This window comes from Arthrobacter sp. NPDC080082 (assembly GCF_040686595.1).
GTDB lineage: Bacteria > Actinomycetota > Actinomycetes > Actinomycetales > Micrococcaceae > Arthrobacter.
The window spans coordinates 218821-232375 of sequence record NZ_JBFBKQ010000005.1 but is presented as its reverse complement, the minus strand read 5'-3'; the positions used below and the strand labels follow the sequence as shown (position 1 = coordinate 232375).

Genomic DNA, 13555 nt, shown 5'->3' with positions numbered 1-13555 from the left:
ACCTTGGACAGAGGAGAAACAATGACGACTTCCCCAGCGCAGCCGGCCACCCCGGCGCAGCAGCCGCATCCGGTCAGCGGCGGCCCGATCGTGCAGCTTCCCACCGCCTTCGGCGAATTCGTGGCCCAGGCCTGGACGGACCTGGAAACCGGTGCCGAGCACCTGGCGGTCAGCTCGCCGCTGCCCGCCACCGATGGCAAGGCGCCGCTGGTCCGGCTGCACTCGGAGTGCCTCACCGGCGACGTGTTCGGCTCCTACCGTTGCGACTGCGGCGAGCAGCTGGCCTACGCCCTGGAACTGATCCACGAGCACGGCGGAACCCTGCTCTACCTGCGCGGCCAGGAAGGCCGCGGCATCGGCCTCGCGAACAAGATCCGGGCCTACGCGCTGCAGGAAGCCGGCTTCGACACGGTCGAGGCCAACGAGCAGCTGGGCCTGCCGGTGGACGCCCGCTCCTACCAGGCCGCGGCCCAGATCCTGGCGGAGATGGGCCTGAACGAGGTCCGGCTCCTCAGCAACAACCCGGACAAGCAGGACCGGCTGGCCCAGGCCGGCGTGCACGTGGTCGAAATGGTCCCCACCGAGGTGCCCTCCCGCGAGCAGAACCTCCGCTACCTGCAGACCAAGAAGGACCGGATGGACCACCGCCTGGTCCTCGACATGCAGCCGGCCGCGCTGGACCCGGGAGCCGGTGCCGGAGCCGGTGCCGGCGCCGGCGTCGAATCCGGCGTCCAGGCCGGCTAGGCCGCACCTCCTCCCACCCACTTTCTCCCCACAGAACCAACAGCAAGGACACCCTATGAGCGGCCACGGCGCCCCCACGATCGACCTGACCACCCAGTCCGCGGAAACCGGCAGCCTCAAGGTGGCCATCGTTGCCGCCAGCTGGCACACCGCCATCATGGACGGCCTGCTCGACGGTGCCCTCCGCGCGGCCAAGGAGGCCGGCATTGACGATCCCACCGTCCTGCGCGTGCCGGGCACCTTCGAACTGCCCGTCGCCGCCGCCCGGCTGGCGCCGCACTTCGACGCCGTCGTCGCCCTCGGCGTCGTCATCCGCGGCGGCACCCCGCACTTCGAATACGTCTGCGAGGCGGCCACCATGGGCCTGACCGAGGTCAGCGTCCGCACCGGCACGCCGGTGGGCTTCGGCGTCCTGACCTGCGACACGGAGCAGCAGGGTATCGACCGGGCGGGCCTGCCCGGCTCGAACGAGGACAAGGGACACGAGGCGTTCACCGCCGCCGTCGCCTCCGCCGTCACGCTCAAGCAGTACCGCTAGGCTGTGGAATCCCTCACATCAGGGGAGTCATCAGGAGACCCGGCAGGCGGGGCTATGCCCCGAGCAAGTAGGCTGGAGGGTGTGAAGAATTTCGAGTCGCTGTTCGCAGAACTGAGTGAGAAGGCCGCCAGCCGTCCGGCAGGCTCCCGCACCGTCGCCGAACTTGAGTCCGGCGTCCATGGCATCGGCAAGAAGGTCGTGGAGGAAGCCGCCGAAGTGTGGATGGCTGCCGAGTACGAATCCGACGAGGCCGCAGCCGAGGAAATCTCCCAGCTGCTGTACCACCTGCAGGTCCTGATGCTCGCCAAGGGACTGACCCTGGAAGACGTCTACAAGCATCTCTAGCCACGCGGTTCCGCGTCCCCGGCCCACGCCGGCGGACGCGGAGTAGCCCGTGGCCCGCAGTGCCTGTTACCCCATGACGATCCACCCAGAAAGAAACCTCCCATGCTGAGAGTTGCCGTCCCGAACAAGGGATCCCTGTCCGAAGCCGCCTCGGCCATGCTCGCCGAGGCCGGTTACCGCCAGCGCCGCGACAGCCGCGAACTGGTCATGGTCGACCCGGACAACGACATCGAATTCTTCTTCCTCCGCCCGCGCGACATCGCCGTCTACGTCGGGCAGGGAACGCTCGACGTCGGCATCACCGGCCGCGACCTGCTGCTGGACGCCGAGGTCGACGCCGAGGAGCTGCTGCCGCTCGGCTTCGCCGCCTCCACGTTCCGCTTTGCCGGCCCGGTGGGTGACTTCAGCTCCATCGACCAGCTCGAGGGCAAGCGCCTGGCCACCAGCTACGACGGGCTGCTCCGCGGCTACCTGGCCGGGCGCGGCATCAACGCCAAGGTGGTCCGCCTGGACGGTGCGGTTGAATCCTCGGTCCGCCTGGGTGTGGCCGACGCAATCGCCGACGTGGTCGAGACCGGGACCACGCTCAAGGCCGCCGGCATGGAGATCTTCGGCGAACCGATCCTGAAGTCCGAGTCGGTGCTGATCGGCCGCAAGGGCGAGCAGAACCCCGCCGTCGAGATCCTCATCCGCCGTCTCCAGGGCGTGCTGGTGGCCCGCCAGTATGTGCTGATGGACTACGACATCCGCAACGAGCTCGTGGAGCAGGCCGCCGCGCTGACCCCGGGCCTGGAGTCGCCCACGGTGTCTCCGCTGCGCGACTCCGACTGGGTTGCCGTGCGCTCGATGGTGCCGAAGAAGGACACCAACCGGATCATGGACGAGCTCTACGACCTGGGCGCGCGCGCCATTCTGGTCAGCAGCATCCACGCCTGCCGGATCTAAGTCAGCCGGTCTTAGGTCAGCCAGGGCCCCCGAACAGCACGTCAACAGCAGGAGCAGTCATGTCAGTAGCCGTCCGCGTCATCCCGTGCCTGGACGTCGACGCCGGCCGCGTGGTCAAGGGCATCAACTTCGAGGGCCTGCGCGACGCCGGTGACCCGGTGGAACTGGCCCACCGTTACGACAACGGCGGCGCGGACGAGCTGACCTTCCTCGACGTCACGGCCTCCTCGGGCAACCGTGAGACCACGTTCGACGTCGTCCGGCGCACCGCAGAGGAAGTCTTTATCCCGCTCACCGTGGGCGGCGGAGTCCGCGGGGTGGCCGAGGTGGACAAGCTGTTGCGCTATGGTGCAGACAAGGCGGCGATCAACACCGCCGCCGTGGCCCGGCCGGACGTGATCGACGAGATCACCCGGCACTTCGGTTCGCAGGTGCTGGTGCTCTCCGTGGATGCCCGCCGCACCCGGCCCGGGTCCAAGCCCACGCCCTCCGGCTTCGAGGTCACCACCCACGGCGGCCGTCAGGGCACCGGCATCGACGCGCTCGAGTGGGCGCGGGAGGCCGCGGACAGGGGAGTGGGGGAGATCCTACTCAACTCCATCGACGCCGACGGCACCAAGGACGGCTTCGACCTGGAACTGATCCGGCTGGCCCGAGCCGCCGTCAAGGTCCCGCTGATCGCCTCCGGCGGCGCCGGCCGGCCCGAGCACTTCCCGCCGGCAGTGGCCGCCGGGGCCGACGCCGTCCTGGCCGCCTCCGTCTTCCACTTCGGCCCGCTAAACATGATCGCCCAGGTCAAAACCGCGATCCGCGACGCGGGGTTCGAAGTCCGATAGATCGGGCTGGGCTTTACCGAACCTTTTGTGGTGAGGATGGCGTGTTTAGGTCACCTGCGCTGGCGTCGCGAGTTTTGCGAGGTGCCTGGCGATGCGGTTCGCACGCAGACCTCTTGTCCGGGCGGTGGTTACATCGAGCAGTATCCGATAGCGGGCGCCGCTCGTGAGGGCATTGAAGGCAGCCTCTGCATCGGGCGCTGTGCGGAGAGCGCAGCGCAAGTCGTCGTGTACCTCTATTGACGCGGGCCCAGCATAGGCCCGGTCCCAGCGCCCGTCTGTCTGGGCGAGAGCTACTTCGGCGTGACCGCGTTCGCGCATGCGGCCCGCAGCGGTAAGTGCACCGACAATTTCAATGTTGCGTTCTGACCACATGGATCGTGCCCGGCGCGGAGTGAAGTGCTGGCTGTACGTTCGGGCATCGATCTTATTCTTGCGTCCATCGATCCACCCGCTGCACAGCGCTTCCTCAAGTGCTTGGGTGTACGTGAGTGTTGTTGGGGTACTGGTGTCCTTCTTGGCGAGGGTCAACCACACACCGTCGCTAGTGTGCTCGTTCTCGTTCAACCACTCCCTCCATGCACTGGCGTCTGCCACGGTCAAATGGGAGTGGATCATGGCTTCCCTGGCTCACAGCGGGTCGTGTCGTTGCCGCCCACCAGGGCACCGGCGTTGGCCGGGTGCGCGGACCAAGTGAAGTCAGAGCGGGCAGGGAACATGATTCTCTTTTCATGGAGGGTGGTGCGCAGCTGCGGAGGCCGTGGCGGGAGTCGACTGGACCCCGCGCCACGGCGTTTGGAGCAATTAGGCGGTAGTGACGCTGAAGCTCCAGGTAACACCGAACTGATCGGTAAGCATCCCGAAACCAGCGCTCCACTTCGAAGCGGCAAGCGGTTCGATGATGGTGGCATCAACGGCCAGCGCGTCCCAAAAACCCTGAAGCTCTTGGAGGACGTCGGATTCGATGGCGACGAAAAAGGCCTGGTCGGTGACAGTGGTGTTGTTCTCACGGCGGGTGGAGCCGCCTCCGACAATCGTGTTTCCGCTTTGGCCGGGAATGTCGTATCCCATCACGCGGAAACCGTTTTCCGCTCCGACGAGGCCAAAGACGATCTTGTCGGCCCCGGGTAGTTCAGTTGGCATGCCGAAGTCAGCGTAGGTGTTCAGCACGGTGTGTCCGCCGAATACGGACTGGTAGAACTCCAGTGCTTGGCGTGCGTCGCCTCGGAAGTTGAGGTGTGTGGTTGTTTGAATGGTCATTGGGCTCCTCGGTGAATTCGGCCTACCGGCTCGATGGAACCAGCATTACAGGTGTTTAGGTCAGGTTGTGTCCTAGACCTCCGATTATGCTGGAGTGCATGACAACGACTTCACGGCTGCTGAATCTGCTGTCTCTATTGCAGACCCGGCAGGACTGGCCAGGGTCACTCCTTGCCACCCGGCTGAAGATCAGTGACCGTACCGTCCGCCGAGACATCGACCGGTTGCGTGAGATGGGCTACAGCATCCAGGCCACCATGGGTCCGGACGGCGGGTACCGTCTCGACAACGCCGGCAGAGAGCTGCCACCGCTGCTCTTCGACGATGATCAAGCCCTCGCCGTGGCCATTGCCCTGCAGGCAGCCCCCGCCCTCGGCGCGGGAATTGAAGAAGCCGCAATCCGCGCCCTTGGCACTGTCCGCCAAGTCATGCCCTCAAGGCTCCGGCGCCGACTCGATGCGCTCACAGTCACGCCCGTCGGGCGCCCCGGCGACGCCGCGCCGAGAAACGTCTCCTTGAATACCCTTGTCACTGTGGCTAACGCCATCCGTGACCGGGAATCCCTTCGCTTCGACTACGCCGCAGACGAAGACACCTCCGAGACTGGAAATCAGGCGCCAACGCCCCGCCGCTCGGAACCCCATCACCTGGTGAGCTCTCACGGGCGGTGGTACCTGGTGGGCTGGGATCTGGACCGAAGCGACTGGCGCCTCTACAGAATCGATCGGCTCCACCCCCGTGAACCCCGTGGCGCCCGCTTCACCCCTCGCACGGTACCTGGCGGCGACGTCAAGGACTTTGTCTCCGCCCGCTTCAAAGGGTCCCATCTCAATCAGTGGCAATGCCGCGGCACAGTCATTCTTCACCTCCCCGCGCAGAAAGTCCTTCCCTTCGCCAACGACGGAACAGTTACCGCCATCGATGCCCGAACCTGCAGCCTCGAAGCAGGAGCCTGGTCCTGGGAAGCGCTGGCCGCCTCATTTGGAAAATTTGAAGCGCACATGGAAGTCGTAGGTCCCCCCGAACTCACCTCAGCCTTCACCAGCCTCGCCCAGCGATACTCCACCATTGGCAGAGTCAGCGAGCCGGACTAAGAGCGGGTGGAGACGAAGTCGATAGTCCGGCGCCGGATTCCCTTTAGGGCATCTCCGCCCGGCAGATTGCGGGCGGCCTGCACGGGACATCCTGAACGAGTATTCCGCAGTGTCGTACGTCAAACCTCGGTTGTCGCAGTGGGGGACCGGCATACGGGCGCGGTCAGGTCATTCCTTATCGCAGCGGGTTACTTCTCCTTATGACCGCATATGCGTCATCAAATGCAGCCGGCAAAGGTCGAGCGATAAACTTAAGAACCATATGTTTTCCCCAATTCGAAGACCTCAAACTACACGGCGCCCCGGCCCGCATCGTCTGGATCAATGAAGCGGGGTCCGCAGGCCGTGCTGATGCTCCGAAGACATGCGCCGTGAATCGTGCACTGTCCTACTACTGTGGGGCCATGACATTTGCGAATGTGGGAACGCTTGGCACAGTCTCTGGTAAGCGCAACGAACTGGTGCGTCATTTGACGCGGCGCAGCGAGACCCTTCGGCAGGTCGGCTGCCTTGCCTACGAGGTGGGAGTCAACGAGGATGACCCGGACACCGTGTTTGTCGTGGAGCTGTGGGAAAACGAGGAGGCGCATCGGTCGTCCCTCACATTGCCGGAGGTTCAGGCGTCTATCGCCCTCGCACGCCCGCTACTGTCCGGCGCATTTGGAGGGTTCCGATTCGAGGTTGTCGGGTCACCGCTCCGTGACTGAGCCACGACAGCAGCGTCGGCGCCAACAACGGCTCTTGCCGCTGCTAGGCAGAAGCGGCGGCCCCGACGCCATCGTTGGGTCCATGCTCGATGAGCGGGCCCAAGACGTCTCCGATCCGGGTACCCTTCTCGGTTGTTGCGCCCATGACCATCACTCCAAACTCGAAGCCCGAGTACCGCCTCCGCTTAAATGGGCCGGCCTTCGGCTCAGCATGCCCGCCGGGCCCGACCGCCGATATGAAGACGTCACGGGCCTCGTCACCACTGGCGACGAAGGTCACCCGACGGTGGAATGTCTCCGAGTCGAAACGGGCGCGTAGCTCGATGACAAACTCGCCACCCACCTTCACATCAGGATGCAGGATGCGCAGTTCGCCCAAGACGACTTCTCCTGAAGGCTCCAGGGTCCCGTCAGCCTGGCGGACCAAAATCGTGGCGCTACCTTCCCGGACCCTGCCATCTTTCGCCCAGGAGACGTCGTCGCGCGGATAACACCCCACAGTCACTTCGTCCGCTTTCACAACATGCGCCCTTTCCTGGTCCATTGGGCACAACCTTACGGTGAGGCGAATGGGATTCCGCCGGCATGTGGCTGGCGCCTTCACCAAAATCGCATAAACAGTCAGTGCGCCGTAACGCCGTTGGATTAGGGCGGCGGATACTTCCGCGGTTACGACCCGCTGCGGCCCGGGATTATCGGCGGTGGCCCGTATTATCCAGGCCGACAAAATGTGAATTGCCCAGGGTCTGGCCGCGGTGAAAGTCGCGAAGCGCCCGTTCCGAATCCGGGCCCGATACCGCTGGCGGCCGTAGCGACTTTCTTGAGACATCGCGCCAAATAGATGCAACGATAATGACCAGAGCGGCAATGCCTAAAAGAATCCATTCCATGACTTCCCCCTAGGTCATCAGTCTAGCCCGGGGCCTGCGGGCCGCCTTGAATCAGGGCTTTCCCACATGCGCAGCACGTCGGTGGGTAGCATGCGGAGGATGACGATCAAACTGGAGAACGTTGGGATTGCCGTCCGCGACATCGAGGCGGCGATCGCCTTCTTTGTTGACTTGGGCCTCGAACTTGTCGGCCGGGACACCATTGCGGGGGAGTGGGCGGACACCGCCGTCGGCCTCGACGGTAACCACGCCAAAATCGCCGTCCTGACGACGCCGGACGGGCACGGGCAGATCGAGCTCTTCGAATACCTCCACCCCGACGCCATCGAGACAGGCCCCACCCTGCCCAACGAGATTGGCATGCACCGCGTTGCGTTCTCCGTGGACGACATCGACGCGGCGCTGGACATAGCGTCCCGGCACGGCTGCTATCCGCTTCGCGGGGTGGCAACGTACCGGGACATCTACAAGCTCACGTACCTCCGCGGTCCGAGCGGCATTTTGGTCATGGTGGCCGAGGACCTGACGAAGAACAGAGGGCCGGCTGAGTAGCGTCCCTACTTGCGTCGGGCGGCCAAAAAAACAAGTAGTGCACTCTCTGTTGCCTCGCCGTCGCTTTGGATAGTTTGGGCGCCATCGCGCCAGCGAGCGGCGCGCGAGGGGGACGCGCTGCACCTGCCGTTGAGTCTGCGGGGCCCGGACCCGCGTGCTGCTTACCTGCGTTGAGCTAGACGCCGCACGGTCCGGCTCCTATCGGGGCACCGCATCCGGGTGGTGCCGGAGCGCGCCCCCCGGATCGGGAGGCGGACCGGTGATCCGAGAAGGGACGCCTCATGCAGCGAACATCCACCACGGCGGCGATCATCACGGCCGCCTTGCTTTCCCTCACCGGCTGCGGAACGGGGTCCGGCACCGGAGGAGGTACCGCGACGGCGGAGGCTACGCCGGCGGCGGCCCAGCCATCCTCGTCCACACCGACCCCCGTGAAGACCTTCAGCAACGCAGACCTCAGCGGCTTGCTCTCCACGCTCAGGGATGACCAGGGCCAGCCCCTGACCGTCGTTCCGGCCGCGCAGATCGATCAAGGCATTCTCAGGGCCAAAGAGCTGCTCAAGACCGCAGTGGTGAGCCCCGAAACCTGCAAACCTCTCGTCGACAGCAACGCCAATGTCCCGGACGGCAGTACCTACGCCGGAGGCACGTCCATCTCCGCGGCCGACAAAACGACGATCGCGGTGACGGTCATCGCACTGAAGGACACCAAAACCATGACCCAACAGCTTGCTGCCTCACAGGCTGCGGCCGCTCCGTGCAAGTCGTTCACCATCGAGGTGGGCGGCCAGAAAATAACCACTGAGACCACGCCCGTTGACGCCAAGTCCGACGGCGACGCGTCCTTTGCGGCGCTCACCACCCAGCACCTTGCCACCGGACAAGCCCAGACCGCACTGACCGTCACCGGCGTCAAGGGCAATCTCGCCATCACTGCGGTGAAGGCGGGGCCGGCGGTGACTCAAACGGCGTCGGCCGAGCTCATCAAGCTGATCAACACGGTCCTCGCCCACGACTGACGCGATGGTTGGTTCAGGGTCCCGCAGCGGACCCTGGACCAACGGCCGGCCTACGGGCCACCATGTTGGGTCTCGCGGCGCTGCTCGATCTCTGTGGCTATCCATCCGCTACACCGGGGCGGAGAATGACAGGATGAACACCATCGAGTGGTGGCCAAATTTGGACGCCGATGCACGGGCGTGGCTGATCGAACACAACGGCGAGGCTATCGCCGCTGATGTCGTGATCAAGATCGCGGCCGCCGGCGGCGACGTTGCATCGAACGCCTGGTGGATCGGGGAACAAAATCCCGAAGGAATTTATCTTTCCGACTAAGCCGTCGATTGGATCGAGGGAACCGCCAACGGCGAATGAACCGGAGCGTGCCAGAGGGAAGATTCACTGGCCCCGAAAGTCGTGATGGACCAGGCGGGTCGGTGATGACTGGAGGGCAGCACAGAGGGGAACCGCCCGGCCTCCGCGCGTAGGATCGGGTGATGAGCTGCCAGAAGGAATCCCCAGCCACGCAGGTCAAGAGAACCGGAATCATGCGGTGAATCCAGTGGATAGCCTGCTTTGATGTACTCGCAGGGCGGTCTTGGGGCCAGTCGGGGCCAGCTTTCCCGCCCTCCGTGGCCCAGCTCGCGGTCTATCCGGTGGGACAAGCGATTCCCTTGGGCGTGACGCCCGGCCTGTTGATACCTCAGGGCATGTTTTTACGCATTGAACGCCCCGCCAAACGAACAGAGAAGAGCAACCTCATGACCACTGTCCTCGTTGCCGGAGCCACCGGTGATCTCGGCCATCGGATCGTCCGCGAGCTGCTCGCCGCCGACGCCGAAGTCCTTGTTCGTGTTTTGACCCGCCCAGGCGGCGGCGCCGCTCAGGCGCAATACGGCGGGTGTGACCGCGTTGAGGTTCGCGCGGCGGCCTATACGGACCACACCGGCCTCGTCGACGCCCTCCGCGGCGCCGACGTCGTCGTGTCTGCCGTCAGCGGCGCGCGCTCCGTCATCGTCGACGCCCAGGAGGCGCTGCTGGCTGCGGCCGTTGAGGCCGGTGTGGCACGCTTCATCCCGTCCGACTACTCGGCTGATTACCGCCGGGTAACCCCTGGCAGCAACCGCAACTTCGAGCTGCGCCGGGAGTTCGCCGCCGCCGTCGATGCCACTCCGCTCCGGGCCACGTCCGTGCTCAACGGGGCCTTCGCGGACATGCTGACCGGGCAGGCTCCAATGATCCTGTTCAGGAGGCACAAGGTCCTCTACTGGTCCTCGCCCGACCAGCTGCTCGACTTCACAACCAAAGACGACGTCGCCCGCACCGTCGCTCGCGTGGCACTGGACGACGCCGCGCCACGCGTCGTCGAGGTGGCCGGGAGCCGGGTGACAGCCCGGGATATCGCGCGGATTATGACAGAGCTCACCGGCGCCGCGTTCAGCACCCAGTGGGCGGGCACCACGGGATTGCTGTCCGGCATGGCCCGGATCGGACGTCGCATATCAAGGGACGAGGACGCGACGTTCCCTGCCTGGCAGGGTATGCAATATTTCGTCAGTATGTTCAGTGGCGAGGGCCAGCTGCATCACGTGAACAACGACCGCTACGGGCCGCAGGCGTGGACCAGCATCCGTGACGTCCTTGAGGCGCACGTGAAGGACGGTGCGACCAGGGGCTGACGACGGCGACGCCGCCTCGGCTTGGCCCGCGGGAACGAGAAGGCGAGCTTGCGGTACTCGGCGGGGAGCATCACCCGCAGAAGTGTCATGATGGTCTGAAAGCCGGTGGGGCCGAGCTGCACGGCGCCCATGGGACAGGGGTGTGACTGTTTCGGTAACAGCGGCGTGGAAGGGCAGCCATGATTGATGAGCGGGTAGCCGCCGAGCGCTTTGACCGGATTGTCCTGATCTTCAATCCCGGCAAGCCCGGGATGGGTGCCAGGATCGATGAGGTGCGGCGAAGCCTGGCTGACGGATTGCCGGGTCTGCCGGTTGAGTCGATGCCGTCGGAGTTCGCCGGGCATGCCCGGGAGCTGGCGCGGTCCGCGGCCGCCAGGGGTGCGCCCCTTATTGTTTCCATCAGCGGCGACGGCGGGTACCACGAGGTCGTCAACGGGGTCATGGATGTACGCGACAGCAGGGCTGTGTGTACCGTCGTCGCGGCCGGCAACGCCAATGATCATCACCGCAGCATGCCCGCGCGTTCGTTGCCTGCTGCCGTGCGTGAAGGCCGGATCCGCCACATCGACTTGTTGCGCATCCGATTCAGCGGGGAACACGGCGAGCAGACGCAGTACGCCCATTCGTATATAGGCTTCGGACTCACACCCTTGATGGCGATCGGCATCGAGAAGGGCCGCAAGGGAAAAATCCTCGAACTCATATCCGTGGCCCGCACCCTTTCGGCGTTGAGTCCGTTTGAGCTCATTCGGGGAGACGGAGCCACTGCGCGCTTTGACAGCCTGATCCTTGCCAACATTTCCCGGATGGCCAAGTACGGAACGGTCAGCGAAATGGGCACTCCGGACGACGGCATGTTCGAGGTGGTGACGCTGCCACATGCCGGGCGGTGGAAGATGGCGTTGATGACGCTGCGGGCTGTGACGCTGGGCCTCGGCCACCAGCCAAGCGTGAGCAGTTACGCCTTCACCACGAGGGACGCCGTTCCGTGCCAGATCGACGGCGAGGTCCTTCACCTTCCGGCGGCAACGCACGTGCTGGTGGAGAGCGCCAAGGGGGCCTTGGCAGTCGTGTGACTCCTGAGGCCTTGCCCCAGTCGCTGGATGGTGGACCGCCGGGCGATCCGAACCCACCGCTTGACCATTGATGTGTCAGTTTCCACCTATCTCAGCGGACGAGGGCGTACAGTCAGAGTATCGGGACGGCCTGACTGGACATCCGGTATTCCGACTATTTGAAACTAGCTCCGCGCCCGCCGCCGGCACCATGCGGCTGCGACATCCGGTCACTGCAACCTCGTGGTGATGAGCTGGGATGACGAGGGCGGCCCCACCGTTCTGCCGCGTGCAGGCCGGACTCTTGCGGCCCTGCCCTCCCTACCGATAGGCCCGGTTTCGGGTTCGTCGACCTCCAGCCGCCGTTGATCCGCCCGTTTTCCGGCGTTGTCGACTGCGCATCTCCAAGAAATGTTGGCGCTATGCCATGACCACCACCCCAGTACAGCCCGTCCAAACCGTGGGGAGACTCGCCCTCAGCGGGGTTCTCGCCTCCGCCCTGCCTCACGACCTCGGCACGGCGAAGGCCGCGTCTCGATACATTGTCCCTGTCGTCTTCTCCCGTAGGCCCCAGCCCCGGGAACTGGACCTGCTTCATGATCAGAGCGTCACCCGGCGCTTGGCGGAAGAGGGCTACAGCGACGTCGAGCTGCGAGTCTCTGACCGCCGCCTCCTCATTACCAACACCAATCTGCAGGACCTTAAGTCAGGTCTTGCGCACCTGGTTGGCACGATCCTGCGCGAGATCTCAGTGCAAGCCGACGCGGAACGCGCGCATAGATCAGAAGAACTGGATACTTTGGGGCTTCTCGAAGAGCAGCGAATCGAAGCAGTCCGCCGGTCCGCGGCCGACATCAGCTTCGACGAATACTCCCAGGCGCACTGGCGCGAATTCTGCGCCGCGGGTTGCTTTCTCGGCACGTAGTTGGGGGCCGAGAAAGCATCGTCCTGGAACGACCCGCAACGGAAAAGGAAACAATGACTTCCATGCATCTTGAGGAACACTGGCACCGCCTGTCTCCGGCCAGCAAGCAGTGGTTTATCGACAACCCTGGTTGTGTAGTTCTACCCCGGACCATCTCGGCCGAAATCAATGCCGAATCCGGAGAGAACGCCGATTCTGATAGACACGGCGAAACGGTCCTGTCGCAGGAAAATATCGATTTCATCCGATCCAAAACACACCCGGAAGAACCTTCCATGGCGCAGCCGCCCTATCGGTTCTTCGACTCCGTGCAGCCCTGAACTGCTGCCGGCGGCCACCCAGGATTGAGGCCGGCCGGTTCCCTCGTGCCCGAATCATGTGGGCCCGCTCAAGAAGCAAACAAACAGATCCGCACGTTGCTGAGAAGACGGCTCGGCGGGGGATAGTTGGAGGTGTGGCAATTTACGACTCCCGGAGTTTTTACACGCGGGGTGATTCCATTAGCGTCGGTGCTTCACGGGAACACATCGAACGTTCCCTGCTGAACTTTGGGGCAACCGAGATTATTTTCAGCCAACGTGGCCATCTGAACGCTATTTCGTTCAGGGCCTGCGGAAGGCAATTCCGGATGGTGCTTCCGCTGGTGCCGGCAAAGGCGCACGCTACTGCTCCGGATGGAGTCTCCGAGGTCCCCGGCCGGGACGCTTCCGCACGAGTGCTCGAACTCGATGCCCGTCGCTTCTGGCACGCCTTAGCCCTGTCGACGGATGCCAAACTCGCGGCAGCGACAGCGGGCGTTGCAACGCTGGAGTCCGAATTTCTGGCCCATGTGGTGCTCCCCGGGAACCATACGGTGATGGATGAGCTTGGACCCGTCATAGCCTCGGCCTACAGGTCCGGGCAGCGACCCACGATCGGCACTGCGTGTCCTCCGACCGCGGCCAAGGCGAACACCATGACGTGAATCACCGGATTTCCCTGATTCCTAT

18 protein-coding genes are annotated in these 13555 nt (G+C 64.5%); 15 read left to right on the top strand and 3 right to left on the bottom strand.

All coding sequences use genetic code 11. From position 1 onward, the window contains the following. Positions 1–21: 21 nt before the first annotated feature. The 5 genes from ribA (at position 22) to hisF (ending at position 3408) form a co-directional block, all read left to right on the top strand. Positions 22–744, top strand: coding sequence for a GTP cyclohydrolase II (gene ribA / locus AB0O44_RS12150; protein WP_364137668.1), 723 nt, complete (start codon positions 22–24; stop codon positions 742–744). 55 nt (positions 745–799) lie between these two features. Further along, positions 800–1282, top strand: coding sequence for a 6,7-dimethyl-8-ribityllumazine synthase (gene ribH / locus AB0O44_RS12145; RefSeq protein WP_364137666.1), 483 nt, complete (start codon positions 800–802; stop codon positions 1280–1282). 81 nt (positions 1283–1363) lie between these two features. Next, complete coding sequence (locus tag AB0O44_RS12140; RefSeq protein ID WP_290258065.1) at positions 1364–1627, top strand: phosphoribosyl-ATP diphosphatase; 264 nt, start codon at positions 1364–1366, stop codon at positions 1625–1627. A 102-nt stretch (positions 1628–1729) separates the two neighbouring features. Continuing rightward, the gene (hisG, locus tag AB0O44_RS12135) at positions 1730–2572 is read left to right on the top strand and encodes an ATP phosphoribosyltransferase (protein WP_364137663.1); all 843 of its coding nucleotides are present in this window, start codon (positions 1730–1732) and stop codon (positions 2570–2572) included. Positions 2573–2631: 59 nt separating this feature from the next. Then, positions 2632–3408, top strand: a complete 777-nt coding sequence (gene hisF / locus AB0O44_RS12130) for an imidazole glycerol phosphate synthase subunit HisF (protein WP_364137661.1) — start codon at positions 2632–2634, stop codon at positions 3406–3408. Between the two features lie 45 nt (positions 3409–3453). On the opposite strand, the gene AB0O44_RS12125 is transcribed toward hisF, so the two are convergent. Continuing rightward, positions 3454–3972, bottom strand: coding sequence for a YdeI/OmpD-associated family protein (locus tag AB0O44_RS12125; RefSeq protein ID WP_364137659.1), 519 nt, complete (start codon positions 3970–3972; stop codon positions 3454–3456). 237 nt (positions 3973–4209) lie between these two features. Next, on the bottom strand, positions 4210–4665 hold the full coding sequence (locus tag AB0O44_RS12120; RefSeq protein ID WP_364137657.1) for a VOC family protein: 456 nt from the start codon (positions 4663–4665) through the stop codon (positions 4210–4212). A 98-nt stretch (positions 4666–4763) separates the two neighbouring features. Here AB0O44_RS12120 and AB0O44_RS12115 point away from each other — a divergent pair, with 98 nt between their 5' ends. Both AB0O44_RS12115 and AB0O44_RS12110 read left to right on the top strand, forming a co-directional pair. Then, positions 4764–5759: a WYL domain-containing protein gene (locus AB0O44_RS12115; protein WP_364137655.1), complete on the top strand. Its 996-nt coding sequence runs from the start codon at positions 4764–4766 to the stop codon at positions 5757–5759. Between the two features lie 404 nt (positions 5760–6163). Further along, positions 6164–6466, top strand: a complete 303-nt coding sequence (locus tag AB0O44_RS12110; RefSeq protein WP_364137653.1) for a putative quinol monooxygenase — start codon at positions 6164–6166, stop codon at positions 6464–6466. Between the two features lie 43 nt (positions 6467–6509). On the opposite strand, the gene AB0O44_RS12105 is transcribed toward AB0O44_RS12110, so the two are convergent. Continuing rightward, complete coding sequence (locus AB0O44_RS12105; RefSeq protein WP_364137651.1) at positions 6510–7010, bottom strand: hypothetical protein; 501 nt, start codon at positions 7008–7010, stop codon at positions 6510–6512. A 445-nt stretch (positions 7011–7455) separates the two neighbouring features. Here AB0O44_RS12105 and AB0O44_RS12100 point away from each other — a divergent pair, with 445 nt between their 5' ends. The 8 genes from AB0O44_RS12100 to AB0O44_RS12065 all read left to right on the top strand — a co-directional run bounded on the left by AB0O44_RS12100 (position 7456) and on the right by AB0O44_RS12065 (position 13530). Next, positions 7456–7908 carry a VOC family protein gene (locus AB0O44_RS12100; RefSeq protein ID WP_364137649.1) on the top strand — a complete coding sequence of 151 codons (453 nt, stop codon included), beginning with the start codon at positions 7456–7458 and terminating at the stop codon, positions 7906–7908. Between the two features lie 281 nt (positions 7909–8189). Further along, positions 8190–8927: a hypothetical protein gene (locus tag AB0O44_RS12095; protein ID WP_364137647.1), complete on the top strand. Its 738-nt coding sequence runs from the start codon at positions 8190–8192 to the stop codon at positions 8925–8927. Positions 8928–9060: 133 nt separating this feature from the next. Continuing rightward, on the top strand, positions 9061–9243 hold the full coding sequence (locus AB0O44_RS12090) for a hypothetical protein (RefSeq protein WP_364137645.1): 183 nt from the start codon (positions 9061–9063) through the stop codon (positions 9241–9243). 425 nt (positions 9244–9668) lie between these two features. Further along, a complete protein-coding gene (locus tag AB0O44_RS12085) occupies positions 9669–10586 on the top strand; it encodes an NmrA family NAD(P)-binding protein (RefSeq protein ID WP_364137958.1) in 918 nt (305 codons plus the stop codon). Between the two features lie 179 nt (positions 10587–10765). Beyond that, positions 10766–11662, top strand: a complete 897-nt coding sequence (locus tag AB0O44_RS12080; protein ID WP_290258053.1) for a diacylglycerol kinase family protein — start codon at positions 10766–10768, stop codon at positions 11660–11662. Between the two features lie 406 nt (positions 11663–12068). Then, on the top strand, positions 12069–12566 hold the full coding sequence (locus AB0O44_RS12075; protein ID WP_364137643.1) for a hypothetical protein: 498 nt from the start codon (positions 12069–12071) through the stop codon (positions 12564–12566). A gap of 62 nt (positions 12567–12628) precedes the next feature. After that, complete coding sequence (locus AB0O44_RS12070) at positions 12629–12886, top strand: hypothetical protein (protein ID WP_364137641.1); 258 nt, start codon at positions 12629–12631, stop codon at positions 12884–12886. Between the two features lie 134 nt (positions 12887–13020). Then, a complete protein-coding gene (locus AB0O44_RS12065) occupies positions 13021–13530 on the top strand; it encodes a hypothetical protein (protein WP_290258050.1) in 510 nt (169 codons plus the stop codon). The last annotated feature ends 25 nt before the right edge of the window (positions 13531–13555 follow it).